At 63.0% G+C, this 25,537-nt stretch carries 36 protein-coding genes and 4 tRNA genes; 14 read left to right on the plus strand and 26 right to left on the minus strand.

Annotated elements, in window-relative coordinates; genetic code table 11:
• Window positions 1-40 precede the first annotated feature (40 nt).
• Window positions 41-949 (minus strand): GGDEF domain-containing protein, encoded by a 909-nt coding sequence (locus F0A17_RS01645; RefSeq protein ID WP_149326594.1) that lies wholly within the window; start codon window positions 947-949, stop codon window positions 41-43.
• Window positions 950-1,171: 222 nt separating this feature from the next.
• Window positions 1,172-2,323, minus strand: a complete 1,152-nt coding sequence (gene cfa, locus F0A17_RS01650) for a cyclopropane fatty acyl phospholipid synthase (protein WP_149326595.1) — start codon at window positions 2,321-2,323, stop codon at window positions 1,172-1,174.
• Between the two features lie 219 nt (window positions 2,324-2,542).
• On the opposite strand from cfa, the gene pyrF reads away from it, so the two are divergent.
• Window positions 2,543-3,244, plus strand: coding sequence for an orotidine-5'-phosphate decarboxylase (gene pyrF, locus F0A17_RS01655; protein WP_149326596.1), 702 nt, complete (start codon window positions 2,543-2,545; stop codon window positions 3,242-3,244).
• Window positions 3,245-3,248: 4 nt separating this feature from the next.
• Here the strand turns inward: pyrF and lapB are convergent, their stop codons facing one another.
• From lapB to F0A17_RS01670, 3 genes are read right to left on the minus strand one after another with little or no spacing between them, the layout of a single operon-like run.
• The gene (gene lapB / locus F0A17_RS01660; protein ID WP_149326597.1) at window positions 3,249-4,436 is read right to left on the minus strand and encodes a lipopolysaccharide assembly protein LapB; all 1,188 of its coding nucleotides are present in this window, start codon (window positions 4,434-4,436) and stop codon (window positions 3,249-3,251) included.
• Window positions 4,437-4,742, minus strand: coding sequence for a LapA family protein (locus F0A17_RS01665; protein ID WP_149326598.1), 306 nt, complete (start codon window positions 4,740-4,742; stop codon window positions 4,437-4,439).
• Window positions 4,743-4,772: 30 nt separating this feature from the next.
• Window positions 4,773-5,069, minus strand: a complete 297-nt coding sequence (locus F0A17_RS01670; protein WP_149326599.1) for an integration host factor subunit beta — start codon at window positions 5,067-5,069, stop codon at window positions 4,773-4,775.
• Window positions 5,070-5,273: 204 nt separating this feature from the next.
• Between F0A17_RS01670 and F0A17_RS01675 the strand changes: the two genes are divergently transcribed.
• The gene (locus F0A17_RS01675) at window positions 5,274-5,567 is read left to right on the plus strand and encodes an FAD assembly factor SdhE (protein ID WP_149326600.1); all 294 of its coding nucleotides are present in this window, start codon (window positions 5,274-5,276) and stop codon (window positions 5,565-5,567) included.
• A 25-nt stretch (window positions 5,568-5,592) separates the two neighbouring features.
• On the plus strand, window positions 5,593-5,925 hold the full coding sequence (locus tag F0A17_RS01680) for a hypothetical protein (RefSeq protein WP_149326601.1): 333 nt from the start codon (window positions 5,593-5,595) through the stop codon (window positions 5,923-5,925).
• 27 nt (window positions 5,926-5,952) lie between these two features.
• On the opposite strand, the gene nadB is transcribed toward F0A17_RS01680, so the two are convergent.
• The 7 genes from nadB to uvrY form a co-directional block, all read right to left on the minus strand.
• Window positions 5,953-7,545: an L-aspartate oxidase gene (gene nadB, locus F0A17_RS01685; RefSeq protein WP_149326602.1), complete on the minus strand. Its 1,593-nt coding sequence runs from the start codon at window positions 7,543-7,545 to the stop codon at window positions 5,953-5,955.
• Window positions 7,546-7,629: 84 nt separating this feature from the next.
• Window positions 7,630-7,716: transfer RNA gene (locus tag F0A17_RS01690), tRNA-Leu, on the minus strand.
• 37 nt (window positions 7,717-7,753) lie between these two features.
• Window positions 7,754-7,827 (minus strand) — tRNA-Cys (locus tag F0A17_RS01695).
• 80 nt (window positions 7,828-7,907) lie between these two features.
• Window positions 7,908-7,982, minus strand: a tRNA-Gly gene (locus F0A17_RS01700).
• Window positions 7,983-8,045: 63 nt separating this feature from the next.
• On the minus strand, window positions 8,046-8,594 hold the full coding sequence (gene pgsA, locus F0A17_RS01705) for a CDP-diacylglycerol--glycerol-3-phosphate 3-phosphatidyltransferase (RefSeq protein WP_149326603.1): 549 nt from the start codon (window positions 8,592-8,594) through the stop codon (window positions 8,046-8,048).
• Window positions 8,595-8,662: 68 nt separating this feature from the next.
• Window positions 8,663-10,477: an excinuclease ABC subunit UvrC gene (gene uvrC, locus F0A17_RS01710; protein ID WP_149326962.1), complete on the minus strand. Its 1,815-nt coding sequence runs from the start codon at window positions 10,475-10,477 to the stop codon at window positions 8,663-8,665.
• Window positions 10,478-10,526: 49 nt separating this feature from the next.
• Window positions 10,527-11,174, minus strand: a complete 648-nt coding sequence (gene uvrY / locus F0A17_RS01715; protein WP_104201940.1) for a UvrY/SirA/GacA family response regulator transcription factor — start codon at window positions 11,172-11,174, stop codon at window positions 10,527-10,529.
• Window positions 11,175-11,390: 216 nt separating this feature from the next.
• Here uvrY and F0A17_RS01720 point away from each other — a divergent pair.
• Window positions 11,391-11,466, plus strand: a tRNA-Ala gene (locus tag F0A17_RS01720).
• Between the two features lie 108 nt (window positions 11,467-11,574).
• Here the strand turns inward: F0A17_RS01720 and F0A17_RS01725 are convergent.
• The 14 genes from F0A17_RS01725 to F0A17_RS01790 form a co-directional block, all read right to left on the minus strand.
• Window positions 11,575-12,708: a tyrosine-type recombinase/integrase gene (locus F0A17_RS01725; protein ID WP_149326604.1), complete on the minus strand. Its 1,134-nt coding sequence runs from the start codon at window positions 12,706-12,708 to the stop codon at window positions 11,575-11,577.
• On the minus strand, window positions 12,708-12,923 hold the full coding sequence (locus tag F0A17_RS01730) for a helix-turn-helix domain-containing protein (protein WP_149326605.1): 216 nt from the start codon (window positions 12,921-12,923) through the stop codon (window positions 12,708-12,710). The genes F0A17_RS01725 and F0A17_RS01730 overlap by 1 nt, the downstream gene beginning before the upstream one ends.
• A 3-nt stretch (window positions 12,924-12,926) precedes the next feature.
• Window positions 12,927-13,439, minus strand: a complete 513-nt coding sequence (locus tag F0A17_RS01735) for a hypothetical protein (protein WP_149326606.1) — start codon at window positions 13,437-13,439, stop codon at window positions 12,927-12,929.
• Window positions 13,436-14,791, minus strand: coding sequence for a DNA cytosine methyltransferase (locus F0A17_RS01740; RefSeq protein ID WP_223111486.1), 1,356 nt, complete (start codon window positions 14,789-14,791; stop codon window positions 13,436-13,438). The genes F0A17_RS01735 and F0A17_RS01740 overlap by 4 nt, the downstream gene beginning before the upstream one ends.
• Window positions 14,788-15,105, minus strand: coding sequence for a hypothetical protein (locus F0A17_RS01745; protein WP_149326607.1), 318 nt, complete (start codon window positions 15,103-15,105; stop codon window positions 14,788-14,790). Before F0A17_RS01745 ends, F0A17_RS01740 begins: the two co-directional genes overlap by 4 nt.
• Before the next feature lie 14 nt (window positions 15,106-15,119).
• A complete protein-coding gene (locus tag F0A17_RS01750; protein WP_149326608.1) occupies window positions 15,120-16,046 on the minus strand; it encodes a recombination-associated protein RdgC in 927 nt (308 codons plus the stop codon).
• Between the two features lie 10 nt (window positions 16,047-16,056).
• Window positions 16,057-16,302, minus strand: coding sequence for a hypothetical protein (locus tag F0A17_RS01755; RefSeq protein ID WP_149326609.1), 246 nt, complete (start codon window positions 16,300-16,302; stop codon window positions 16,057-16,059).
• Between the two features lie 9 nt (window positions 16,303-16,311).
• Entirely contained in the window at window positions 16,312-16,629 is a 318-nt protein-coding gene (locus tag F0A17_RS01760; RefSeq protein WP_149326610.1) for a hypothetical protein, read from the minus strand.
• Window positions 16,626-16,937: a hypothetical protein gene (locus tag F0A17_RS01765; RefSeq protein WP_149326611.1), complete on the minus strand. Its 312-nt coding sequence runs from the start codon at window positions 16,935-16,937 to the stop codon at window positions 16,626-16,628. The genes F0A17_RS01760 and F0A17_RS01765 overlap by 4 nt, the downstream gene beginning before the upstream one ends.
• A complete protein-coding gene (locus tag F0A17_RS01770; RefSeq protein ID WP_149326612.1) occupies window positions 16,934-17,188 on the minus strand; it encodes a hypothetical protein in 255 nt (84 codons plus the stop codon). Before F0A17_RS01770 ends, F0A17_RS01765 begins: the two co-directional genes overlap by 4 nt.
• Before the next feature lie 9 nt (window positions 17,189-17,197).
• A complete protein-coding gene (locus F0A17_RS01775) occupies window positions 17,198-17,416 on the minus strand; it encodes a hypothetical protein (RefSeq protein WP_149326613.1) in 219 nt (72 codons plus the stop codon).
• A gap of 3 nt (window positions 17,417-17,419) precedes the next feature.
• Complete coding sequence (locus tag F0A17_RS01780; protein WP_149326614.1) at window positions 17,420-17,737, minus strand: response regulator transcription factor; 318 nt, start codon at window positions 17,735-17,737, stop codon at window positions 17,420-17,422.
• 687 nt (window positions 17,738-18,424) lie between these two features.
• On the minus strand, window positions 18,425-19,060 hold the full coding sequence (locus tag F0A17_RS01785; RefSeq protein WP_149326615.1) for a hypothetical protein: 636 nt from the start codon (window positions 19,058-19,060) through the stop codon (window positions 18,425-18,427).
• A 280-nt stretch (window positions 19,061-19,340) separates the two neighbouring features.
• Window positions 19,341-19,805, minus strand: coding sequence for a helix-turn-helix domain-containing protein (locus F0A17_RS01790; RefSeq protein WP_149326616.1), 465 nt, complete (start codon window positions 19,803-19,805; stop codon window positions 19,341-19,343).
• Window positions 19,806-19,969: 164 nt separating this feature from the next.
• Here F0A17_RS01790 and F0A17_RS01795 point away from each other — a divergent pair, with 164 nt between their 5' ends.
• The 10 genes from F0A17_RS01795 (at window position 19,970) to F0A17_RS01840 (ending at window position 25,530) form a co-directional block, all read left to right on the plus strand.
• Window positions 19,970-20,254 (plus strand): helix-turn-helix domain-containing protein, encoded by a 285-nt coding sequence (locus F0A17_RS01795; protein WP_149326617.1) that lies wholly within the window; start codon window positions 19,970-19,972, stop codon window positions 20,252-20,254.
• Between the two features lie 24 nt (window positions 20,255-20,278).
• Entirely contained in the window at window positions 20,279-20,539 is a 261-nt protein-coding gene (locus F0A17_RS01800; protein ID WP_149326618.1) for a hypothetical protein, read from the plus strand.
• A gap of 241 nt (window positions 20,540-20,780) precedes the next feature.
• Window positions 20,781-21,818 carry a helix-turn-helix domain-containing protein gene (locus tag F0A17_RS01805; protein WP_149326619.1) on the plus strand — a complete coding sequence of 346 codons (1,038 nt, stop codon included), beginning with the start codon at window positions 20,781-20,783 and terminating at the stop codon, window positions 21,816-21,818.
• Window positions 21,809-22,540, plus strand: a complete 732-nt coding sequence (locus F0A17_RS01810) for a hypothetical protein (RefSeq protein ID WP_149326620.1) — start codon at window positions 21,809-21,811, stop codon at window positions 22,538-22,540. Before F0A17_RS01805 ends, F0A17_RS01810 begins: the two co-directional genes overlap by 10 nt.
• A 2-nt stretch (window positions 22,541-22,542) precedes the next feature.
• Window positions 22,543-22,875 carry a hypothetical protein gene (locus F0A17_RS01815; RefSeq protein ID WP_149326621.1) on the plus strand — a complete coding sequence of 111 codons (333 nt, stop codon included), beginning with the start codon at window positions 22,543-22,545 and terminating at the stop codon, window positions 22,873-22,875.
• Window positions 22,872-23,744 (plus strand): hypothetical protein, encoded by an 873-nt coding sequence (locus F0A17_RS01820; protein WP_149326622.1) that lies wholly within the window; start codon window positions 22,872-22,874, stop codon window positions 23,742-23,744. The genes F0A17_RS01815 and F0A17_RS01820 overlap by 4 nt, the downstream gene beginning before the upstream one ends.
• Window positions 23,741-24,001, plus strand: coding sequence for a hypothetical protein (locus F0A17_RS01825; RefSeq protein WP_149326623.1), 261 nt, complete (start codon window positions 23,741-23,743; stop codon window positions 23,999-24,001). Before F0A17_RS01820 ends, F0A17_RS01825 begins: the two co-directional genes overlap by 4 nt.
• A complete protein-coding gene (locus tag F0A17_RS01830; RefSeq protein ID WP_228716770.1) occupies window positions 23,998-24,516 on the plus strand; it encodes a VRR-NUC domain-containing protein in 519 nt (172 codons plus the stop codon). Before F0A17_RS01825 ends, F0A17_RS01830 begins: the two co-directional genes overlap by 4 nt.
• 3 nt (window positions 24,517-24,519) lie before the next feature.
• Entirely contained in the window at window positions 24,520-25,041 is a 522-nt protein-coding gene (locus tag F0A17_RS01835; RefSeq protein WP_149326624.1) for a helix-turn-helix domain-containing protein, read from the plus strand.
• Window positions 25,042-25,128: 87 nt separating this feature from the next.
• Window positions 25,129-25,530 carry a hypothetical protein gene (locus tag F0A17_RS01840; RefSeq protein WP_149326625.1) on the plus strand — a complete coding sequence of 134 codons (402 nt, stop codon included), beginning with the start codon at window positions 25,129-25,131 and terminating at the stop codon, window positions 25,528-25,530.
• Window positions 25,531-25,537 lie beyond the last annotated feature (7 nt).

Raw genomic sequence — 25,537 nt, forward strand, 5'->3', positions numbered from 1 at the left:
CCCGGAACGAGCGTATATTGGCGACGATTCCGCTGCGGGCTCAGCTGACGACGCGATTGCGTCCCTGATGCTTGGCGGCGTAAAGGCTGCGGTCGGCGCGAGCGATCAGGGCGTCGCGCGGCTCTCCTAGGCGATACTCGGCCAGGCCGATGCTGACGGTGATCTGGCCGGTTGCGATGCCAAAATCATGCTCGGCGATGGCTTGGCGAAGCCGATCGGCAAGGGGGTGGCTGGCCACCAGCGGCGTCAGTGGCATGACGACGGCGAACTCCTCGCCACCGAGACGGCCGATGATATCCTCCTGGCGCATCCGCTCGCGGCAGAGTCGGGCTAGCTCGCTCAATACCTGGTCGCCTTGCAGATGCCCCCAGGTGTCGTTGATTCGCTTGAAATAGTCCAGATCGAGCAGCAAGAGCGACAATGGGGTGCCGTGGCGATGGCTCTTGGCGATCTCTTCGTTCAGCCGGATCAACAGTTTGCGCCGGTTCGCCAGTCCTGTCAGGTCATCGGTATCAGAGAGCCGGCGCAGACGCGCTTCCTCGATCATTTGCTCGGTGATATCGATCATCAGGCCATGCCACAACACACCGGTGGGGGCGTTCTCCGGTTGGGCACGCAGGGCCACCCAACAATGGCGGCGGCTCGACAGGCGCAGGCGAAATTTTGTGGCGATGGGAATGCCCCAGCGCGCCGAACGCTCGATGGCGGCCATCAAGCGTGGATAATCCTCCTCATCGAGCCGGTCGAGCATATGCCGGGCGTCCCGGCCCAAGGCCTCTCGATCGATTCCAGGCAAACCGGTACCGCTACCGGCCAGGTAGGGGAAGTGCATGTGGCCTTGACGGTCACGATGGAACTGAAAGATGACACCGGGCAGGCGCTGTGTGAAGTCGCGCACGTCAACCGGCTCATTCAGACCCCTACCCGTCATGGCGTTTTCATCAGACATGCGGGCGTCCTTTGTTCCCTGCTGCGTGCAGGCGCAATCCGCTTTTTTTGTCGGCTCAGTACGGTGTCGCAACGTGCCATGGCTTTCGCTGGGAGCGGCCAGAGGTGAGTGCCGAGCCGTTGGGTAGCGCTAATATACGATGTTACAGGACGTAAATCACCTAGCTGTCGATGTAGGAAATCAGCGACAACTCATGTAAGCGTCCATCATGTGAGCTATGGCTCAGCGGGGTGCGTCGTAGCGCGTCGGGCGTTTGCGCGAGAAAACCACTTGCCACAGCTGGATGTCCCGCGCGCGGAACGCGCCCGCACACACCGAGAGATAATAGCGGAACATGCGCCTGGTTCGCTCGCTGTAGCGATCGGCGATCTCCGGCCAGTGGACATCGAAATTGTCGCGCCAAGCCATCAGGGTCCGGTCGTAATCCGGGCCGAAGTTCTGCCAATCCTCCATCAGCAGCAAGCCCTCGCTGGCTTCGGCGATATGCCGGGCGGAGGGCAGCACTCCATTGGGGAAGATGTAGCGATCGATCCAGGGGTCGACGCTGATTTCCGAGTTGTTCGAGCCTATCGTGTGCAGAAGAAACAAGCCGTTCTCGGCAAGCACGTGCTCGATGGTTTCGAAGTAGGCGGAATAGTTGCGATGGCCGACGTGTTCGAACATGCCAATGGAAACGATGCGGTCAAAGCAGCCCTCCAGATCGCGGTAGTCCTTGAGCTCTATCTCGACCGGCAGGCCGGCGCAGCGCTGTCGGGCGAGTTCCGCTTGCTCGCGAGAGATCGTGATGCCGGTGACGGCGACGCCATGACGCCGCGCTGCGTACTCGGCGAAACTGCCCCAACCGCAGCCGATATCCAACACGCGCATGCCGGGGTGCAAATCCAGCTTGCGGCAGGCCAGCTCCAGCTTGGCCAGTTGGGCGTCGTGCAGGTTATCGGCCTGCTTCCAGTAGCCACACGAGTAACACATGGTGGGGTCCAGCATACGCTCGAAAAGGTCGTTGCCGAGGTCGTAGTGGGCCTCGCCGACAATGTAGGCGCGCGCCTTGCTCTGCAGGTTGATCAATCCGGCCTGAAGGCGATACATCAGGCGGTCGGATGCAGGACGGGCTCGTTCGCCCAGGCCATGCGCCAGGAGACGGCAAGCCAGTTCGTCGATGTGCTCGCACTCCCACCAGCCATCCATGTAGGACTCGCCGAGTCCCAGAGAACCCTGTCGAAGGATGCGCGAACAGAAGTCGGGGTGGAAAATCTGCGGGTCCCAGGGGGCGTCGCCGTTGAGTGTCACGCCCGAGCCGGCCAGCAACGATTCGAGAACGCGTCGTGCGCGGCTGTCGGGCAGGGCAATGGGGCCAATGCGTTGTTCGCTGGTCATGGAGTCCTCCCGGTCCATCGATTCAAGCCGTGGCAGTGCCATTGTGAGGTTGTGCTTGTGTCTTTCGCCTGAAGGTCGTGTGACGTGTTGCGCACGATGCGATGCGCAATGTAAGGAAGTACTGGGTAGAGGATAGACCAGGCTCGCGGGAACGGTTAGGCGCGAGGGGCTGGTATACTAACGGCCATCCCTTCACTGTCACGACGGAGCCCTGCAAACGTGTCCATCGACTCGCCGTTGATCATCGCCCTGGACTATCCCTCACTTGATGCTGCGCTGTGCCTGGCCGACCGGCTCGACCCGGCCCGCTGCCGGGTCAAGGTGGGCAAGGAACTCTTCACCCGCAGCGGTCCCGAGGTGATCGAGGCGCTCCATGGCCGGGGGTTCGAGGTGTTCCTGGATCTCAAGTTTCACGACATACCCAACACCGTGGCCGGTGCCGTCCAGGCGGCCGCCGAGCAGGGGGTGTGGATGGTCAATGTGCACGCCGGGGGCGGTCGGCGCATGATGGAGGCGGCGCGTGAGCGGCTGGAGCATCACGGCCTCAAGACTCACTTGATCGCCGTGACCGTACTGACCAGCATGGAGGCGGGAGACCTGGCCGAGGTCGGTATTGCCGAACCGCCCGCTTCTCAGGTAGAGCGACTGGCTCGGCTGGCGCAGGAAAGCGGCATGCATGGTGTGGTCTGCTCGGCCCAGGAGTCGTCGCGCCTGAGGGAGCTTTGCGGAGAGGCCTTTCTCAAGGTCACGCCGGGCATACGCCCGAGAAGCGCCGAACAGGGCGATCAGCGGCGTGTGATGAGCCCGGCTGATGCCATGGCTGCCGGCAGCACGCATCTGGTGATCGGACGCCCCGTGACACGGGCTGAAGACCCCATGGCCGCGCTGGAGACCCTCCAGCGGGAGCTGACCCTGGCCTGATCGTTCATTCGCCTTCGATGCCGGTGATGGGACGGGTGGTGCCCCAGCTACGGCAGCGGGGGCACTGCCAATGCAGCGGTTGGCCGGCAAAGCCGCAGCGATGACAGCGGTGCCGCGGACGAGCTGCAAGCAGGGTGTGGGTGTGCTGCTTGAGCAGCAGTATCCGGCTGTCGGGCTCGCCGCGCTCGAGCTGTTGATGGCGATAGAGGTCCAGGAGGTAGTCGAGCGCGCCCAGGCTCGGCGCCCGGTTGAGCTGCTCGCTGACCAGTTCGATGGCGGCCCTGAGCCCTTGGCGCTTGCGCTGGGTTTCGGCCAACATGATGATCAGGCTGGTCACGTGAGCGCGCGCCAGCAGGTCTTCCAGACAGGTCACCAGGCCACTTTCGTCGTCCAGCATGCGAAAGGCGTGTTGAAGCGGTTCCAGCACGATCGGCATGAAGTCCAGATCCTGCTCGGGGATACGCATCAGGGTGCGAATGGCGTCGCGGTAATGCCCGGTATCCTGAGCCAGCGCTGCCAGCAGCAGGTTGGCCCGGACGCAGCGTGGATCGATGGAGAGGGCGCGTCGGAGGTGCTTGCGTGCCAGGCCGGGGCTGGCCGAGTGGCGCTCTTGGTCGGCCAGTTCGCAAAGCCAATGGGCGGCTGCCCGGCGGATGTCTTCGTGCTCGCGAATCAGGCTGGGGTAGGCCACGTCGAAGGCGGCTTGCCATTCTTTCTCCCGATCGAGCAGGTCGGCCAACAGCCGCTTCGCGGCGTGGCGGATATCGTCGTGGGCGGAGTCGCGAATCAGCTGTTGCAGCAGCCGCTCAGCGCGATCGAACAGGCCAAGGTGCAGGAAGTCGCGGGAGAGCTCGAGCTGAACCCGATCGCTCTGTAGCGCCGTCAGGGTTGGCCGGGCCAGCAGGTTCTGGTGGATCTTGACGGCCCGATCGGCTTCGCCGCGGGTACGGAACAGGTTGCCCAGCGTGATATGGGTATCGATGGTTTCGCTGTTGACTTCCAGCGCGCCGACGAACGTCTCGATGGCGCGGTCGGGCTGCTCGTTGAGCAGATAGTTCAGGCCGACGAAATAATCCCGCGACAGCGTATTGGGTGGCGCGGGGCTTCTGTCACCCTGACGCTCGCGGCGGCCTAGCCACCAGCCGATGGCGATGGCCGCCACCAGCAGGATTAGCAGCAGGGCATCGGGCATCTAGGGCAATTCCTTGAGCTCCTGAACGCGCAGACGGTCGAGTTCCTTGCGCTGTTGCCGATTGAGGCGCTGCGCGCGCGCGAGTGCGGTGCGTAGCCGAAGCCAAACCCCGGTCATCGCCAGCATGCCGAGCAGGACGCCGCAGACCAGCGCTGCCAGGAGCCAGACGGAAAGCGATACTGCCGGCAGTTCCCACCAGATCAGGTTGAGCGGCACCGTCTGCTGGTTGTTGACTGCGAACAGGATACCGACCAGCAGCACTGCCAGCAGTATGATGGCCAGGATCAGGCCTTTGAGCCAACGCATGTGTTTCTATCCCTTGTGAATGAAATGACATTAATAGCCGAGGGCGCGGCTGGCATTGACCTGCTCGCGTAGCTCCTTGCCGGGCTTGAAGTGTGGCACGAACTTGCCATCGAGCGCGACCGGTTCGCCGGTCTTCGGGTTGCGGCCGACCCTAGGCTCCCGGTAGTGCAGGGAGAAGCTGCCGAACCCACGGATTTCGACCCTGCCCCCGTCGGCCAGGGTATCCGTGATGTCATCGAGGATCAGGCGAACCGCAGATTCGACTTCCTTGATCGATAGTTCCGGCTGTCGCATGGCGATCTGTTCGATCAGTTCGGATTTGGTCATCAGTCATCTCCAGGCGGTACCCGGTCCGGTGGGACCTGGGTGGGCAGCGTTCTTCTTGTCTCGTCAGCATACTGCTCAAACCGAGATAAAACAACGCACTACGACCATGGTCAAGAAAATCGGACAAAGCGCCCTCAGGCGCTGCTCGCCGTTGACGGCTCCGGTATACTGGGCACACATTCATTCGCACCATCGAGGCCGACGTTGAGCGAAGCGACCATCACCGACGCAGCAGCCCTGCGCAAGCGGCTTTATTGGCATTCCCGCCGGGGGATGTGGGAACTCGACCTGCTGCTGATCCCCTTTCTCGAACATTGTTATGATGGGCTTGGCGCCGAGGACCAGGCGGCCTACCGCGCCCTGATCGAGGGCGAGGATCAGGATCTGTTCGCCTGGCTGATGCAGCGCGAGCCCGCCGCACCCCCATTTCGTCGTATCGTGGCGCTGATTCAGGCACATGCAGAGAACGCCGACAACGATCCGCGTCGTCCCATCTAGACTATCGGCCTGGTGCCAATCGCTATTGGCCCTGGTCATCGTGGGCACGCTGGCGGGTTACGCGTCGACCTGGTTGCTGGGTTTGGGGGTGGTCTGGCTAGTGACGCTGAACGTTTGGCTGCGGCGCAGGCAGCTTTCCGGCGAGTTGCGCCTAGTGCCGCAGCCCGACACTGGCTGGCGCTGGCTCTGGCGGCCGGATGGAGAGAGCGAGCTGCAGCCAGTCACGCTGCGCTGCATCTATCTGGGGCCGTGGCTGATGGGGTTGGTGGTGGATGGGCGTTCGCTGTGGCTATGGCCCGATAGCGCGCCGAGCGAAGCGCTGCGACAGCTGCGCCGCGCGCTGATTCGGGTCTCCTGAGCCGTGGGGTGGCGTGAGCGCCTCCGACTATCCGGCGGCAGGCCCCAGATCGGCGAGATGCCATCGTGAAGGGTGGGGCGGCTGTCCGCTCTCGCGGTGGTGCGGGCACTCGGGGTTGTAATGCAGCCCCCGCGACTCGCGTCGTGTGCGAGCGGCCCTGACCGTCAGTCGGGCGAGTCTCAGTGCGTGCCACAGGCTGGCCAGTATCGCGCTGGGTGCTGCCTCCGGCATGATGGCCGCCACTTCACGGCTCAGTGCTTCCAGCTCGCGAGCCGCGGCGTCGAGCCCGGCATCGCGGCGCACGATCGCCACATGGCGGCTCATCGTATCCCGCAGGCACAAGCGCCACTCGCGGAGGCGCTGGGCGTCGACGTGGCGCTCACCGGTCCAAGGCGATGCCAGGGGGGGGGAATCCAAGGGCTCCGCTTGGGCCAGGCGCGCCGCACAGCTGCGGGCAAACACCAGGCACTCCAGCAACGAATTGCTGGCCATGCGGTTGGCGCCGTGCAGCCCCGTGCAGGCGACCTCGCCGATGGCGTAGAGGCGCGGGACGCTTGAGCTGCCGTCGAGATTCGTTGCCACGCCGCCGCAGCTATAGTGCGCGGCGGGTACAACCGGAATGGGCTGGCGCGTGATGTCGAGGCCACGTGTCAGGCAGTGGGCATGAATGGTGGGGAAGTGATGACGGATGGCCGCTTCCCCCAGATGCTGGATATCCAGCCACACGTGGGGGGAACCGGTGCGCTGCATTTCGGCGTCGATGGCGCGTGCCACGATATCGCGCGGAGCGAGTTCGGCGCGTTCGTCCCGCTCGAGCATGAAGCGATGGCCATCGGTGCTCAGCAACCTGCCGCCTTCGCCGCGTACCGCCTCGCTGATCAGAAAGGGCGGTCCCTCCGGATCGTAGAGGCACGTGGGGTGAAACTGCTGGAACTCCAGATTCATCAGTTCGGCGCCCAGCTCGGCGGCCATTGTCATGCCTTCGCCACTGGCAGGGTGCGGGCTGGTGGTATGACGATACAGCCCACTGGCACCACCGGTGGCCAGAACGGTATCGTGGGCCACGAGTTCCTGGGGACGTTCCTGTTCGTCCAGGCAGCGGACGCCCCGACAGTTTCCCTCGGCATCGCCCAACAGACCGATGACGGTGAGATCGTCGCGGATGGCAATGGACGGGTGCGCCATGGCATGGCGCTTCAGCGTGTCGAGCACGGCGCGCCCGGTGGCGTCTTCGGCATGAATGATGCGGCGCGCCCCGTGTCCCCCTTCACGTGTCAGATGATAGGGGTAGCTGGCGGTGGGGCTGGGGTCGCGTGTGAACGGCACCCCCAGGGACAATAGCCATTCGATGGCCGAGGGGCCCTGCTCGACGGTGAAGCGGACTGCACGCTCATCGCATAGCCCATCACCGGCCACCAGTGTGTCCGCTACATGAGCCTCGACGTCGTCTTGGGGAGAGAGTACCGCAGCGATGCCGCCCTGTGCCCAACGGCTGGCGCCCTGATCGTCGCTGGCGGGACGTACCAATGTCACATGCCGGCTGGCGGCCACGTGAAGCGCCAGGGTCAGGCCGGCTACGCCACCGCCGACAACCAGTACGTCATGTTCGCTACGGGGCATGGTGGACCTTCTCGCTGAAGCGGGTGGCATCGGCTGGCTTGGCTCGAAAGTTCCGCGGAGAAAAGGTCAGGCTGGCAAGGCGCCTGGTGCCCGGAGCCGGGCTCGAACCGGCACGGTGTTACCACCGAGAGATTTTAAGTCTCTTGCGTCTACCAATTTCGCCATCCGGGCGGCACGGTTTCGAGCAGGCAGCTGAAGGGACATGAAATGGAGGCTGGAGTCGGAATCGAACCGGCGTACACGGAGTTGCAGTCCGCTGCATAACCACTCTGCCATCCAGCCTCAGGGAGTCGTTCTGGCGAGCACCAGATTCGATCGGCATACCGACCGTTATCCTGGTCTCTCGCATCGCGACTCGAGTCTGGAGCGGGAAACGAGATTCGAACTCGCGACCCTCGCCTTGGCAAGGCGATGCTCTACCACTGAGCTATTCCCGCTCGACTCGAGTGCGAATTATACGGATAAGCTGGTGTGTGTCAATCACTTGTTGGCGTTCGAGACTACATGGAACGGCTCAGATGGGGCCAGGCGGCCCGCAGGTAGAGTGCCATGGACCACAGCGTGAGGAGCGCGGCGACATGCAGGGTCGCGACGCCGACCAGGGCCAGCGGCGTGCCGGGGGCGAAGGCCAGCAACAGCAGCAGCGCGACCATCTGCAGGGTAGTCTTCACCTTGCCCAGCCACGAGACGGCAACGTTGCCTCGCTTGCCCATTTCGGCCATCCATTCGCGCAGTGCCGAGATCACGATCTCGCGCCCGATGATCACCAGTGCCGGTAGCGTCAACCATATGCTATCGAAGCGCTCGATCAGCAGGGCCAGGGCGACGGCAACCATGACCTTGTCCGCCACCGGGTCGAGAAAGGCACCGAAGGGGGTGGACTGGTTCCACAGCCGCGCCAGGTAACCGTCGAGCCAGTCGGTCACTGCGGCCAGGGCGAAAAGCCCTGCCGCCACGGGTAGGCTCCAGGCATAGGGAAGATAGAAGAACACCACCAGCAGCGGGATGAAGGCGATTCTTGCCAGCGTCAGGAGGTTGGGGATGTTCATTGAGGGGAGATCCTTGCCTGGGGGGTCTGGTTGCCGAAGGGCTTCCATTCTATCGAGAGCTGTCGCCTTCATCCATGCAAGGAACGATGAATCGTCTCGGCCAATGTGGCGCTGATGCCAGGGACCCGAGCCAGCTCTTCGCGGCTCGCCTGCCTGACGCCCTGCAGGCCACCGAAGAAGCGCAGCAACTCACGGCGCCGCTTGGGCCCGATGCCCTCGATGTCCTCCAGCGCCGAACTGCGCCGGGCCTTGTCGCGCCGGCTGCGATGGCCGGTGATGGCGAAGCGGTGGGCTTCGTCGCGTACGTGCTGGATGAGATGCAGGGCCGGCGATGCGGGCTCCAGGTCAAGCGTGCGGTCCACGGTCTCGACGAACAAGGTCTCCAGTCCTGCCTTGCGGGTGGTGCCCTTGGCGACGCCGAGCAGGCGAATGTCATTCAGCCCCAGCTCGGCGAGAATCTCGCGCGCCAGGTTGAGCTGCCCTTTGCCACCGTCAATCAGCAAAATGTCCGGCGCCACTCCCTCACCCTCCGTCAGGCGTCGGAAGCGGCGGCCCAGCGCCTGGCGCATGGCCGCGTAATCGTCGCCGGCGGCCACGCCTTCGATATTGAAACGTCGATAATCGGACTTGCGCGGACCGTTGCGATCGAAGACCACGCAGGAAGCCACGGTCGCCTCGCCATGGCTATGGCTGATGTCGAAGCATTCCAGGCGCTCGGGGGCGGTTTCCAGACGGAGAGCATCGCGAAGCGCATCGAAACGTCGATCGAGTTCGGTCTGGCTGGCCAAGCGGCTGGCGAGTTGCTGCTCGGCGTTGGTGCGGGCGAGCTCCAGCCACTGGCTGCGGTGGCCGCGGACCCGGTTCGTGAGGCGAACGCGACGCTCGGCGCGGGTGGTCAGGGCGCTTTCGAGCACGTCGGCATCGGGAAGCGGCAGGCTGGCGATCACTTCTCTGGGGATGTCTCGCCCATGGCCGAGGTAGTACTGGCTGACGAACTCGCCGAGTAGCTCGGCGGGTTTCAGGCCCAGGTCATTGCCGGGAGTGTGGTGGCGAGCGCCCAGCAGACGCCCCTGGCGCACCGTCAATACCGAGATGCACAAGGCGCCTTGCCCCTCGGCCAGGGCGAAGACATCGGCATCGCCCCCTTCGGTGTCGACGAACTGGCGCTGCTGCAACTGGCGGAGATGCTGGATCTGGTCGCGCAGCCGGGCGGCTTCCTCAAAAGCGAGATTGCGGCTGGCAGCCTCCATGGCCTCGGTGAGTTCTTGCGTGACTTGCTCGCTGCGTCCCTCCAGGCACATCACGGCATGCTCCAAATCGCGACGATAGCCGGCTTCGTCGATGTAGCCCACGCAGGGGGCGCTGCAACGGTGGATCTGGTACTGCAGACAGGGGCGGGTGCGATGAGCGAAGACGCTATCCTCGCAGTTGCGGATGCGAAAGATCTTCTGCATCAGCGAGAGGCTTTCGCGTACCGCGCCGCTGCTGGGATAAGGCCCCAGATAGCGACCGTCGTCGTGGCGCCTTCGGGCCCGCTTGTACTCGAGGGCGGGGTAGGGGTGACGATCGCTGACGAAGACGAAGGGGTACGACTTGTCGTCACGCAGCAGAATGTTATAGGGCGGGCGCAGCTCCTTGATCAGCGTCTGTTCGAGCAGCAGCGCCTCGATTTCGCTGCGGGTAACGGTGACCTGAACATCGGCGATGCGCGACACCATGGCCTGGGTCTTGGTATTGAGTGCGCCTCGGAAATAACTCGCCAGGCGGGCCTTCAGTCGCTTGGCCTTACCGACGTACAAGGTGTCACCCCTTTCGTCGAGCATGCGATAGATGCCCGGCGACTGGGTCAGGTTGGAGAGGAACTGCCGTGAATCGAAGATCATCGTGGTGCGGCGGTGAAGCATGAACGTTCAGCTTATCAGATCGCCGTCCTCATTGGGTGGTGTCGAAGCCTTCAACCAAGCCATGCTTCAGCCCCAGGTGCGTCAATTCAACGTCGGTCTGTACGCCGAGTTTTTCGAAAATCCGATAACGGTAGGTATTGACGGTCTTTGGGCTGAGAAACAGACGATCGGAAATTTCCGAGACCCGCTGGCAGTTGACGATCATCATGGCGACCTGCAGCTCGCGTTGCGAGAGCTGGTCGAAGGGGTTCTCTTCCGAATCGAAGCGAGACAGCACCAGGCGTTGGGCGATATCGGGGCTGATATAGCGATGTCCGGCGAAAACGCTGCGGATGGCATCGACCATATCGGATACCTGAGTGTCCTTGCTGATGAAGCCGCCGGCCCCGGCCTCGAGCAGCCGCTGGGCAAAATTGTCCTCCATGAAGCCGGTCAGGGCCAGTACACGGACATCGGTATTGTTGCGCATGATCTTGCGGGTCGCTTCCAAACCGCCGATACCGGGCATGCGCAGATCCATGAGCACGACGTCGGGGTCGAGCTTGCGACTCAGTGTGATGGCTTCCTCGCCGCTGGCAGCCTCGCCAACCACCTCGATGTCCTCTTCGTTTTCCAGCAAGCGAGCAAGGCTGGTGCGAACCAAGTGGTGATCATCGACTATGAGAACCTTGATCAAGGCTGACATCCTCGTCATAACGAAAAGCGCCCGCGGGCTGAGCGCCTGCGGAGCCGAATACGGCTTCCGCTGATGTCGAAAGCCGGTTGCGTCTAGAGCAGAGCTTGCCACACTCGCGAGGCGAGGGAAATTGAACCAACTGCCGTTTTCGCGCAGGGTTGACGCCCTGCCGGGTCCCGGATAAGATACGCCTCGTTCTCGCAAGGCGAGACCTGTGGGGCCTTAGCTCAGCTGGGAGAGCGCAACACTGGCAGTGTTGAGGTCAGCGGTTCGATCCCGCTAGGCTCCACCAACTTATTCCAAAGATTCAGCCGCTTAGCGCACCACGCTAGGCGGCTTTTTCTTGTGCCCGTAAAACTCCCGTAAAATTCCCGAAAAACTCTCACCCTAAAACAGCCGCTTACGGCGCGCCCAACAGCGCTTTCATTCCTTTCCCCGGGCCTTTGGCTTCCTGCCAGCGAATGCCGTGACCGTCGAGGTAGTGCTGGGTCATTGCCTCATCTGCGTGCCCCATCAGCACCTGGATGTCGCCGAGGTCGGCGCCGCTGTCTTCGAGCAGCTTGGAACCGAGCGATCGGATCTCATGAAAGGTAGGGCGCTGGCGCGATTCCAGCTTGGCGATCTCGGGCACCTTGTCGCGCAGTCTGGCGAATTCCTTGCTGATCATGTCGTCGGTTACCCGGCTCCAGTGGTCGCGCGCCTTGGTCTCGGCGGTGATGCGCTTGTGTACCCGATGGACGATGTAGGGCGAAACCGGTGGCAGCAGGCGTGACCGCTGTACCAGGTCTTCGATAGCCGGCGTTACCTCGATGGCAACATAAGCGGTATGGCTGCGTGTACGTGTCTTCTTTCTTATATAGCGCAGGCGTCCATCGACGATATGGTCGTAGCGCGCCGCGGCGACCTCGGCCCGGCCGAACAGGCAGACCAAAGAGAGCTCCATCGCGATCTGAAACCAGGGCTCGGCCTTGTCGTAGATGGCCTTGAACTGCCCGGGCGTCAGCCGGCGGCGCTGCTTGCTGTATCCGGCATCGCTCTTGGCCGTAGGCTCGATGGGGTTCTCGTCCATCCAGCCTTTGGTCCTGGCGTAGTTGAAAACCTGGGAGAGCAGGGCGCGGTGGTAGCGGTAGGGCTCGCCCTTATAGTGCTCGTCCAGGTACTGAGCGCACCAGCGGGTGGTGATCTGTTCGAGGGGCATGTCGCCGCGGTCTTTGGCTATGCGTTGCAGGGCATAGCGCTTGTTCGCTCGGGTGCCAGCGGCGAGCTTGCTGCCGCTGTCGACGCGCTCACGCTGAAATTGCTCGATGGCGTGGCCCAGGGTGATGCCGTCGGTTCCTTCGACCCGCGCCACCAAGTCGGCGCCTTTCACCAAGCGGGCGTTGAGGATCCGCGCGGCTGCTTGAGCCTTGGCCTTATCACTGCCCATGCCGTGGCGCTTGCCGGTGATCGGGTTACGGTAGACGTAGGAGCCACCTGATTCGTACAGGTTGGGCTCCAAGCCCTTGTGCTTCCGCTTCCGTGGCCTGGGCGCCATCAGTGTTCTCCCATCCCCTGGAGCACCTCGTCAGCGAGCTCATTGCCGGTCATATTGCGCTCAGCATCCAGATCGATGAACCAGGCGCCGCCAATCTTCTTGGCCGGAAGTACGCCTTCACGACACCACTTTCGGATAGTCGACATTGCCGGTGGCGTGCCTGCGAAACGCGCCTTGCGCCACTGGTCCGGATCCATGAGTTTGCCTGTCGCCATCGATCAGTCTCCCGTATACCGGCGTCCGCCCGGCCCATGGCCGCGGCCGTCTCGCCATTTCTGCTCTTGCTCGCCGATCGCTTGCTGCAGGTGGGCCTCCAGAGCCTCATTCACGCCAGGCACTGCGTGGACCGCCTTGAGCTGGCGCGTCGCCTGGCTCAGCTCTGACCTGAGGCCAGTGATGATCCCCAGCGCGACGTCTGCCAGCTCCCAGAGATCTACCGGCGTTTCGCCATCGCCGCGCACCTTGCCCATTCCGTAGCAACCACCACACGGATTCTCGGCATTGCCTTTGAACTGGTCGGTGCCAGCGCCCAGGCAGATCGGGCAATCATCTGTGGCGATCGGGCGCCAGTTGGTTTCCCAGTCCTTCGCCGTGGTAGCCGTGTCGACCTTTCGATCCAGGTCGCGATAGACGACGATCATCTGTGCTTCGAGCGAGACATCGCCGTTGTAGTGGGCGAGCATAGCGAAGCGCCCCCCGTGGGTGGCGTGGGTGTGGGTGGGCTTGGTCATGCCGCGGCTCTCTCCGCTGTCGCCATGAACCGGCGTTCGTGGGTGAAGTTGGCCTCGACGATGGCGCGGGCCAGCGGCGGGCAGACGCTGTTGCCGATCAGGCGCACCTGGTGGCGCTTGGCCAGCGGCTTGCCGTCGATCTCGGCAAACTGGTAGCGATCAGGGAAGCCCTGGGCCTTGGCCAGTTCGTGCGGCTGAAACATACGAGTACCGATGTCGGTGATGGCGTAGCTCTCGCCGTCGATCGTGACGGTGACCAGCTGGAAGCGATCGGTGGTGGTAACCGTGGGCAGTGGCTTGTGTAGGTCTCGCCCTGTCTCGCCCGAACCGGTGCTGTAGTAGGGCGCGAGGAAAGCGGCGACCAGGGCCGGCTTTTTGCCGCTGACTTGGGCAGCCGGCGTCAGCGATACGGTGACGAGACCGTTGTGATCCGTGGCGGTGATGGTGGGCAGCGGTTTGCGCAGATCATCCCCGATCACGCCGGTGTAGTGCTTGGCCACGAACGCGGCTACTTTGCTCGACTGGTCTTGGGTGCTCGGTTGTACCGGCGCAATGAAGGGATCGTCTGCCTGGACCACGAAGCGCATCACGCCGCTGGCGATCCGGTCCAGGGTGGCAGCGGCAAGCGGCTTCTTGCGATCGAAGATCGAGGGACAAGGGACGCTCCAGTCAATGCACTCGGCGGCCTGACGCCAGGGCTTGAGCAGACCGCGCTTGACTGCCAGCGATTCCGGGTCGCCGTGGGTAGGCTTGGGCCAGACGATCGGCAGACCATCGCGGCGAGCGATCAGGAAGAGGCGCTTGCGGATGGTCGGGGCGCCGTAATCGCAGGCGCGCAGGATTCGCCAGTCTACCTGGTAGCCGTGCCGGTTGAGCGCTCGGACGAAGCCCCGGAAGGTCTGGCCCTTGCGCGCCGGGTCCGGCCGGCATTTGCCGTCGGCGCCCTTGACCAGCGGCCCCCAATCCAGAAACTCTTCAACGTTTTCCAGTACCCCGGCGCGGAACTTTGCTTTTGCGGCCCAGCGGGACATTACCCAAGCCAGCACGCGCACACTCTTGCTAACTGGCCGCCCGCCCTTGGCCTTGCTGTGATGGCGACAATCAGGCGAGAACCACGCCAGCCCGACCGGCATGCCGTGTACAGCCTGCTCGGGATCGATGTCCCACACGTCAGCCACGGCGTGCTCGCTGCCCGGATGGTTTGCGGTGTGGACGGCTATGGCAGTCACATCGTGGTTGATGGCGAGATCTACCGGGCGGCCCAGGGCCTGCTCGATGCCCTCGCTGGCGCCGCCGCCGCCGGCGAAGTTATCGACCACCATCTCGTGGCCAAAGAGGTTGAGGCTGCTCACGCCGCTGCCTCCATGCCAACCTTGCCCAGATCCGCCAGGCGCGCCGCAGTGAGGTGCCGCATGCCCGGGCGGCCCAGCGCTTCGGCAATGATGTCGCTGCGGCTGTACGTCGGTGCAGACCTGCCTTCGCGCAGGTGTTCGGGCTGGCGCCGTTCGTCGACCGGCTTGATCAGATCCAGGCCACGCTTGCCGGCGCGGTACCGGCAAGTCACGGTGTTGGATCTCAGGTCGTAGCGGTCTGCCAGGACGGCCAGCGGGACTTCGTCGCCGCGGTGCGGGTCTTTGACTATCCGTACATTCTTGGTGCGTGCCATTTTTCTTCTCGCCTTCAGTTGCCGTTGACACCTAACGCTGCCTCGCCACCCATCCAGACGATCAGCTGGTCGATGCTGGCGCCCAGGGCACGGGTCATGAGCAGGAAGTCGGCCTCGAAGCGCACGATGGCGTCGCCGTCGTCTTCGGTTTCGCTGGCCTCGTCGAGTAGGGCGTCATCGAATCGGATGCCCTTGATGGCTAGATCGTCGTGGAGCACAAAACCCATCTGACCTTCGATCTGCAGGGCGAGCTGGCTGGCCTGGCGACCGGTGGCGAGCAGCTGCTGCATGTCGTCGCTGTCGAGGTCGACCTGGCGGCCACGCACCACGCCGTCGTCGCCCTTGGCCTTGAGCTCCACCTTGTCGCCCAACAGCAGCGAGGCGGGGCGGCTGGCCTCGTCGACTAGCCACTGTGTCATGGCGCGCATGGGCAGGGTCTGGGTGGCCAGCGGCGTGACCTTGAGGCTGCCTAGGGTTTCGCGCAGCAGGTCGAGGGCCTCCTCGGCACGCTTGCGGCTGGACGTATTCACGGCGATCAGGCTTCGGGTGGTGTCCCACCACAGGTCGATGCGCTGGCGCTTGATGTGCGACTTGGGCAGCAGCTCCTCGTAGGCCTGTTCCTTGAGCTCCTGCTTGACGCGCCGATGCACCGGTAAGCCTGTCTGGCGTTCAATCTCGGCGGCGCGCTCGGCGACTTCTTCACGCACCACCGCGGCGGGCAGGATGCGTTCCTGGCGCTCAGCGGCGATGAGGCGTTGCCCCTGCAGCTCATGCAGGAGCGCGGTACCGGCACGGCCGGCAGGCTGGGTCCAGCCGATGCGCCGCGCTTCCTGCCTGCCGATCAGGCAGGCGGCTTGCCCAGCCAAGGACTCTTCCAGGGTGCCGGCGTCGAGCTGGGGTTGGTCATGCAAGCGATACAGGTGAAGGTTCTTGAACCACATGGTGTTGTCCTCAGATGATTCGGCCCAGGGCCGCGTAGATGAGCCGATCGATCAGTTCGAGCGCTCTGTCGTCGTCACCGCGGCGCCTGGCTTCGAAGCAGGCTTCAGCTAGCTCGACGGTGCCTTTGCCCTCTATGGGGTCAAAGCCCTCGGGCAGGGTGTCTGCGCTAGCGCCTCGCCGTCTGAGCTCTTCCCGCAAATCATCCGTATCGAATTCGTCAAGTTCGACGTCGACATCAACGGTGATGTAAGGCATGGCTATCTCCTACTGCTGCGCCAGCTGCCGCTGGGCTTGGGTGGCAGGGAAGGCGCTCGGGCTAGCGATACGGAACTCTGCGCCCGCAGGCCGCATGCCGGGGCACTGCTCGGCGGCGATGCCGCGGTAGTCGGGCTGGCCGGTGCGTTGGCTAGCCGGTACGCCACGGGCTTCTTCCGCCGCCCAAATAGCAGCGTCTTGGCAGTACTGTTCCAGGCTGGCGCTGGCGACCTTGGTGTCGTGGCGTGTAACCCAGCTCAGGGCGGCGATAAGGGCGGCCACGGCGAGGATGGCCAGGGCGCGATTGATGGCGGTGCGTGGTGTCATGCGACCTCCAGTCCGATGGTGGTTGTGGTAGTGCTTAGGCAGATAGCGCCACTCAGGTGGGCTTGCCACAGCAGGTCGCGCAGGCGATTACGCGCGCCCTGGGCGCTTGGGGCAGGCGCTGACATGGTGATCACCACCTGAACTCCTTCTGCCGTGACGAAAGCGGGCCACCAGCCGGGCTGCGTTTCCGCCGGCACGGCATCGATCTGAGTGTCGGGGTGAGTGATTCCCTGATGCTGGGCGTAGTAGCGCCAGCAGCTGATCAGGGCGCCCACCGGGTAACGGCGTGGGGCGAAGTAGGCGCTCATGACTGGCCACCGTTGTTCTGCTGGCCTTCGATCTCGCGCGCCAGGGCCTCGGCGCTACTGCCCATGCGGTCGAGTACATCAGCGGTATCGGCTTGGTTGCGGAGCCTGGCGAGCTCGCGCTCTAGGTTCTGGCACCTCGCTTCCAGCTCCCGGCACTTCACCTGGGCGAGGCGGCGCTCTTCACCCGCCTTCACAAGGCGAGCTTCGAGATACCTGGTTCTTGCCTGCAACTGTTCAATATCGGTTGTCATGCTGGCGCCTCACTTCAGCCGGATGTAGGTCGGGAACTTGGTGATGACGCAATCGCGGGCTTCCTGTGAAACCACCGCACCCTGTTTAGCGGGGCGAATCACCGTGATGATTTCGAGAGAGGCGCCCTTGGCCAGAGTGGCGCGCGCCAACTGAGAGGTTTGGGCATCGGAAAGCTGCTTTCCGGCGCTTTCCAGCGCTTCCTCGATGGTTGTGATGGTGTTAGCCACGGCTCAAACCTCCCTGCGGAGTTGTTGGGTGTTGCGCTGAATGCGGATGCGTGCGGTATTGCGGAGCTGTTCGTCACCGCCGCCGGCAGCCAGCGCCAGCACGAGACCGGCGACCAGCACGGGCAGCGGGGGGATCCAGCCATTGGAGAGCGACTTGGCAACCAAGTGAGCGACGTTACGGGCGTCGACTCGCTCGCAGGCCAGGGCGACGTGGCGCTTTACCGTTCCCACGGAGCGATGCATTGCGTTGGCGCATTGCTCGGCGGTGTTTCCCTGGGCGAGCAAGGCGACTACTTGTTGTTGGCGTTTTGTCAGGCTCATGGCTCGGGCTCCGTTACGTGTCCTGTATGAAATTACGTATATTCACGTATATTGTCAAGGGCTGAACGTAAAAGGCGCGCATAAAAAAACCGGCACGAGGCCGGTTTTTTGAATTTGTTCGTTTAGCGGGAGGAGAGGGCGCCTAAGTAGGATGCGGCGTCTGCGCAGCTGGCTAAGGCTCTCCGTACCGACTCTGAGGCATGTGAAGCTGGGCGAGTTTGATGCGGTGGATAGCCTGCCTTCTTAAGGTCGCGTGAGGATGCTTTGCCTTTAACCAGGCGCTGTTGGTTGACTGACATTTTTCTTTGCCCCATGGCCGTTCCCTGTATATTAATACAGTACGATGAAGGAATAGGTTTGGCCACCCCTCAGGGGCAGGAATATAGTACCAGCCTGCTTGTGTTTGCTTTTGGTCAAATAAACGTCAACCGTTCGTGTTTTTCGTTTCATGGTGTATCTCCGCGTTGGTGTCGTGTCGCTACCCATTCTCCACGGATCGCAAAAGATGCAAGGGGCGCTCGGTGCCCTTTAAGGGCGTTTTGCAAAAAAAGCCGCAGCGGCACTGGCGCTTGCATGATTGGCAACCTGTGGTAGGGCGCATAAGGAGATAGGGGAGCGAGTGACGTTAAGTTGGCAGGCAAGAAAAACCCGCCTCGATGGGCGGGTTTATAAGGGGTGCCAGGCAGGTTAAGCGATTGCGGGGTCGTTTTCGCCCTGCTCACGGATGTGGCTGGTATCAAGATTGATGAACTGGCCTAGTATGCGCTGGTGCCAGGGAATGACGAGGAGTTGATCACGCCCCTCGTTTCCTAGCATGGCCAGTGTGGCATCATTGCGTGCTTGCATTTCGACAATAGAGAGTTCGGCGGGCTCGTCCAGCTCGATGGTGCGGCGCTCCAGATACACCTCTGGGCTCAGACCTTCGGACTCCAGGCGCCGCTGCAAAGCCACCCAGCGTCGACGTAGCTCCATATGCTGTGCTTCCTTAGCGGCTGTGCCCACCACTAGATCAACAGCGGAGAAGAAGGCTACGACGGCAGCCATGCCGCTCGCCAAGGTGGAGCTATCGGCTAACAGAAACGAAAGCGCCGCTGACGACCCAAGGAACACACCGACAAACGCGGTGGCTTTATGCCACTGAGAGAACAGCGATGCGCGCCGAGTGTGGTAGCGAACATTGCGCAGAAGGTAGTGCCGAAAGGCGAAGACCTCATCGGCAAGTGCCTCGGCCTCAGCGTTTTCCAGGTCGGGGCCTTGTGGGAGCGGGCCGGCTTTCAGCGATTTCGGGGCTGCGCTGCCCGTTTCGGTAGTCGAGCCTGTCATTATTACTTTTCCTCACGTTATCGCGAGTATCCGTGGGCTTGCCTGAGCCCGGCTTCTTCCTGTCTGTCATGAGTATAACTCACCTTGAGGGTTGTTGATTTAGCGCGTTTCGTTCTTGCCGCTACGGTATGACGCTGGCGCGCATGCTTTGCTAGGTGGTTAGAGATAGCAGGCCAGCGCCTGCTGTGTTGCAGTATTGCAATAATGCAGCTCAGCCCTCGTGCGAATCCGCGCTGGCGCTCGGCTCGCGGGGCTCTTCCTGGCCGCTGCGGCCTTCGGCCTACTCGTGCTCGCGCTGCTTCATGCGCTTGTACAGCGCACCGATCACCATTTCATCTGGCTGCTTGTCTTGCAGCATGCTCAGGGCGAGGTCGCATAGCTCTACGACTAGGGAGGGAGGGGCGTTGGGGTTGAGATCGGTGACAACGCTCTCCACAAGCTCGACCATCTTGGCCCTCAGCGTCGCTTCGTCGGCGGGCGTTCGCGGCGTGGGGTCGTCAGTGTAGCCAGCCAAATACCCTGCGCTTACGCCGTATAAGCTTGCCAGCTTGGCCAAGGTGGCCATAGGGATTGGAGAGCGGCCTGCCTTCCAGTCGGAGACATACTGGGGGGACTGATCGGCGTCAATTCCGATCAGCTTGGAAGTGCCTCGCTCCTTGTGATGGTTGTGGTGGTCCTGAGCTGCTTTTTTCACCCTATCCCAGACCAGCTCCCTGCTTGGTTCTGCTGGCTGCTGACTGCTCATTGATCCTGCGCTCCTAACAAGACGAGCTAATAATATGCCTCTTGCAGAAGTTTAACGGCAATTGCCGTAATTGTAATTGCTCCTATCTATGCAATTCCTTGCGCTAGTTAATAGATCTACGTACTATTGTTGCGTATGACTGAACCACTAGCGTGAGGTACCAGATGCCTAATACCAAGCAGGCTCAAGCTTCCTTGGGGCACGATGAAATCCCCCTACGACCCGTCACGCTGCGCGATGTGCTGATTGATTGCGGCGGGCCAGCAGCTGTAGCCGAAAAGCTCTCTTTGGCGCTCACCACTGTATACGACTGGTCACGCAAAGGCAGAGTGCCTGATTCCGATCTTCGTGAAGCAGGCGGGACCGACTACAGCGAAACGATCGCCAGCATGCAGAAAACCATGCAGCTGACGCCCAGCGCTATCAGAAGGCTAGGGCGCCGTATCTGAGTGCCTGTCGCCCAAGGGGGTTGCATGAACACCATGCCCACAACATCGACGCCATCGGAAAGAAAGGAGAGGGCAGTGACCGAACTTAGCTACGAGAACCAGCAGCGGGCCGGCGAAGTGCTGGCGTATTACCTGAAGGAGCTCGGCGCCCTAGGCAGCGAGGGAGTCCGAGAGGAGGGAGAAAAGGCCGCCCGCAACATTCGGGCAGCCTTTGAGGCGCTGGAGAAGGTTACTTCACTTCCAGCGAGCGGTAGTACGCCGCTAGCTCCTTGTGAAGCTCGATGAGGTTGGAGGCAATTTTGCTGCCCATTCCAGCATTTTGCAGGGTCGTTGAGTGGTATGGGTTCGCCTTGATGAGCTCCAAGACGGCCTCGTGTGCCGCTTCGTTGGCACGATGGTTCAGTGGGATTACTGACATTGCTTTACCTCTAGCTACGTGTGGAAACGAAAGCCTAGCGGAAAGCCCGACGCAAGCGAAGCGGCACACGAGGCTGTTTTGGCGGTCCCGTATTGAGGAAGGTGGGGTATGAGCGAACAACGCGCATTCCGCGGCGTATGGATTCCGGCTGACATTTGGTTAAGCCAGGAGCTGACGCTGCAGGAAAAGGTCATGCTGGTGGAGATCGACAGCCTGCAGCACCCGGAGCGGGGCTGCTACAAGTCGAACGCGAAGCTTGCCGAGTTCTTCCAGCTCTCCCGCAATCGCGTATCTGAAGTGATCAGTTCTCTGGCCAAGAAGGGCTGGGTACGTGTCGAGCAGATCCGTGAAGGCAAGCAGATTGTCGAGCGTCGGATCTTCATGGCGCGGCCGCTTTCTCAGCCTGGCGCTGCTACCGAACAGGGTGTTCGGAAAACCGAACAGGGGTATTCGGGAAATCGTGAGAACCCTGTTCGAGATTCCGAAGAGGGGTGTTCGGAAAACCGTGAGAACCCTGTTCGAAATCCCGAAGAGGGGTGTTCGGAATCCTGGGAAGAGAGGGGTTCAGGTTTAGGGGTTCATAGGAGTAATACAGGTGAGGGTAACCCCTCTTCGCCGGGGGCAAGCCCCACGGCGGCCGAGGGCGACTACCTGGCTGCCGAACAATCCGGTCCCGATGACCAGCCCCAGCCTGAGCAACCTGCTGGCGAGTCTGCCGAGGATCTGCTGGCGCGAGTGCCTGCCGACATGCCCGGCACCCGCGACCCGAACGCAAAGACCTTCAAGGCGTGGGCGAACTACGCCTGTGCCTACCGTGCCCGCTACGGCACCTGGCCGATCTGGAACCAGAAGACTGCCGCCCAGCTGAGCCAACTTGTCGACCGCGTGGGCCAGGAGCTGGCGCCCAAGGTGGCGGCGTTCTACCTGCACATCAATCAGTCGTTCTACGTGGCCAAGTGTCACCCGGTTTCGATTCTGCTGGCCGACTGCGAATCCATCGCTACGCAGTGCGCTACCGGGCGCCAGGTAACCAGCGCCCAGGCGCGCCAGCTCGATAGCACCCAATCCAACCTGAGCAACCTGGAGCAGGCCAAGGCCATGCTGCGGGAGCGCCGCGCCCAACAGGAGGGTTCGTCATGCCACTGACCGCCGAACAGCACGAGCAGGTGCTCGAGCTGGTATACGCCACTGCCGAGGTGCTGGGCCACGAGATGCGCCCTTCCGCCGGGATGCTGATTGCCGAGGATCTGGCCGTTTACCCGTTCGCCGAGATTCGTCAGGCACTGGCCCGCTGTCGTGCTGAGCTGCATGGCCGCCTGACGCTGGCTGCCATCCTGGAGCGCGTGCCGAGCGCGAATGCTCACCTGCTGCCCAACGAGGCCTGGGCGCTGGCGCTGACCAGTACCGACGAGCAGGAAACCGTGGTGTGGACACCGGAGATTGCCAAGGCCTTCGGTACCGCCCGCCCGGTGCTGGAGGGTGGCGACAAGGTAGGGGCCCGCATGGCATTCCTCGCTGCCTACGAGCGTGAGCTGGCGCAGGCCAAGGCAGAGGGCCGCCGCCCGGAGTGGCAGGTATCCCTGGGCCATGACCCGCAGCGCCGCCAGATGGTGCTCGAGGAGGCAGTGACTGCAGGCCGTCTGCCTGCGCCGAAAGTGCAGCACCTGTTGCCGCCTCCGGATGAGCCGCCGACCAAGCAGGCACAGGCGCAGCGCAAGCACGTGGTTGCCCAGCTGCGCGACTTGATCAACCGCCCTGGGCAAGAGGCCGCCCGCAAGCGCGTCGAGGCCAGGGAGCAGGAAGAGCGCCGCCGTGAAGAGCTGCTAGCTCAGGCAGAGGCGCCGATCGCAGTGGCGGGGAGGGCATGAGCATGCAAGTAATCGGAATACCCAGCGGTTCGGAAGTGAAGCATTCCGCCTATATCGATCACATCCGCAGTGGCGCTTGTCGACGCCAGCAAGAAGCCGCCCTGGCGGTGCTGGCGCTGTCCGCCCAGCCGCTGACTCGCCATGAGATTGCCGAGCTTGCCGGTATGGCCCTTTCCGGCGCCTGTGGCCGCGTGGCCGAGCTGCTCGACCTCGATTATGTCGAGGTGGCCGGTACCGTGAAGCCCGCCGGCGTGCGCTCGCCGCGCTCGACCCTGCAACTGACTGACAAGGGCCGCACTGAGGCCGCTAGGATCCTGGAGGAGCTCGCCGCATGAGCAATAAGCCCATCGACATCGAGAATGCCACTCTGATGGCGCTGGCCAAGGAGCATGCCGAAGCCCGCCGCCCCGTAACCACGCTGATCGTGATGGCAGCCTGCAACGCCAAGACCTCTGCCCAGCAGGACAAGACGCTGGTTGCGCTTGCTTCGCTGAAGCGCCAAGGCCTGGTGGTGCAGCACTGCGACCGCTGGGAGGTTACAGCAGATGGCCATATTGCGGCCCGCCAGCTGATGGCGCAGGAAACATTGCCGCAGCCTGGCGCCGAGCCGATCCCGATGGAGCGCGGGTTCAAGTCTCGCAAAGTGCGCGACACCATCCGGCCCATGATCGGCGGTGCGCCCAAGCCGGTGACGCGCTCTGTGCCGGCGCCAACTATCAAGGAATCCTTGTCAGTTGCCCCGGGCCCAGGCCCTAGTTCGACGGCCTGTGATGATCAATGGCAGGAAGAGCGCATCGATGTCATCGGCCAGAACGGGCCCACCGGTGAGCACTATCCAGCCAACGATCTAAACGAATACCCGAGCGATGCTGAGGTGGAGCAGTTTTTTGGCTGGCTGGAAAGCTGCCCTCTCGGAGGCGGCAAGAGTCAGCCCTCTGATCCTTTTGCAGAGTTCACGCGCCCCTTTGATGAGGCGGATAGCCTTTTCAAGGCCGCCCAGCGCGATGCGGTTATTCATGCGCTCGGCGAGGCTGGTCTTGCGGTACTGCAGCGAGACTTGCTCGACCGCTGTGCCGCTATGCACCTGACCCTGCTGGCGCAGGCGAAGGCGGCCCGCGATGCGGGTGACCCAGGCGCTGGCCGTGAGCTGGCTTGGCTGCTGGAAACCGGAGAGCAGCTGGTGGCAGCAGGAAGGCTGGCATGACAGAGGCGAGATCTCCGCGAGAGCGGCAAGCATTGGCACTGCTCGACAATACCCGCTTTGCCGAGTGGCTGGATGCGACGGCGGCTCATGGCTCGGGCTGGCCACACAACGCCACGACGGGCCGCGCTTGGCTGTGCGAGCAGTGCGGTATCGAGAGCCTTGGTCGGCTGGCTGTGTGCCCGGCTGGCGCCAAGGCCTTTGACGAGATCGAGAGGCGCTTCGCGCTGTGGGCAAGCAATCAGGAGCTGGGGCTGTGACTGGCCTTATTAAGCCCGGCTACCAGCCCAAAGAGTCGGCACAGCGGCTGCGAAACCCTCCTAAGCGCCGCGCGGTGGCGCATGACTATGAGGGTAGCGAGCAGAAAGCGCTGATCAGCTGGCTCCATGGTGAGTGGCGCCGCGGTACCGAGGTGGGGCAGGCCTACCCGGTGACCTACCACGTGCCCAACGGTGGGCAGCGAAGCAAGAAGACTGGCGCCGACCTCAAGGCCCAGGGGGTCAAGGCTGGCGTCTCTGACCTGGTGGTCATGGAGGCGCGCGGCGGCTTGCACGGCTTGTATCTCGAATTCAAGGCGACCCCGCCTCGGCATGCAGCAACGGCGCGCAGCCAGCGTGACTGGCTGGCGCTTGCCGATGAGCGGGGTTATGGCGCAGTGCTGGCGCGTGGGCTGGAGGAGGCCCGGCAGGTGCTGCGTGAGTATATGGGGCTGCCGCCGACCGAGGTGGCTGGCGACCGGCATCGCCTGGAGGCGGGCACTGACTGGAAGGGGTGAGTGATGCGTTTGCCAAAGAGCGTTCAGCAAATAGCCGACGTGGTGGGCCGAGACAAGGCCCTGCACCTGGTGCGCCAGCTGCGTCAACAGCAGGCGGGAAAAACGCTCTCGATCTACGTGCCTCAGCCAGAGCGCCTGCATATCAATCATGCCCTGGTCGAGATGCTGGGCTATCCGGAGGCGCTGGCGCTCTGCGAGGAATTCGGCGGTACCCATCTATTTCCCTCGGCCTGCCGCTACCTGCAGCGGGCCATCAAGAATCGGCAGATCCTTGCCCTGCGAGATACCGGGCTGAGCATCGAAGAGGTGGCCGAGCAGCTCGGCATGTCGCGCAAGTGGGTGGCCAACGTGGTGGATGCCCGCGACATGGTGCGGCGTGGCGACAGCATCGAGGTGGTGGCGCGCTCGGTGAAGATCTCGCCGCTTACGCTGGGCTACATCCTCGACATCGATGTCGATGACGTGGGGCCGGTGACTAGCCGCGGTGAGCGTCGCGCCGCCAGCCCTCAAATGCCGCTGCTCTGAACTACCGCCAGCGGAGGCTCTTTCCGCGCGTGCGCACACTGTGAGGCATATGACTAGCGCCGCGCCAAGGCGCGGATCGAGATAAGCATGCACTCCAGCTACGCAGGGCCGGTGATCATGGCAGAAGTGAACGAGCGATTGGCCCGGGTGGAAACGAAGGTCGACACCCAGGCCGATGTTATGGCCCGACTCGAGCGCCATCTGGAGACGATGAGCGCCTCCCATGCCGAGATGGCAAAGACCGTTTCGCAGATCCCCGGCCTCTTCAACCAGATGTTGGATATTCAGCGCACCACCGCTGATCAGGGCGACCGCCTAACAGCCCTGGAGCGAGAAATGGAGCACTCCCGCCAGGCGCGCGACCATCTCCGCACCGTGGTCGAGCCCAAGGTCAACCGTTCCCACTTGATTTCCGGTGCCACGGCATGGCTGGCGGCGCTGGTGCTGACTGCTGTCATCACGGCCAGCACCAAGGGTTGGCTGGAATAAGGAGGCC

The organism is Billgrantia pellis, assembly GCF_008297955.1.
In the GTDB taxonomy this organism is placed as follows: Bacteria; Pseudomonadota; Gammaproteobacteria; order Pseudomonadales; family Halomonadaceae; genus Halomonas; species Halomonas pellis.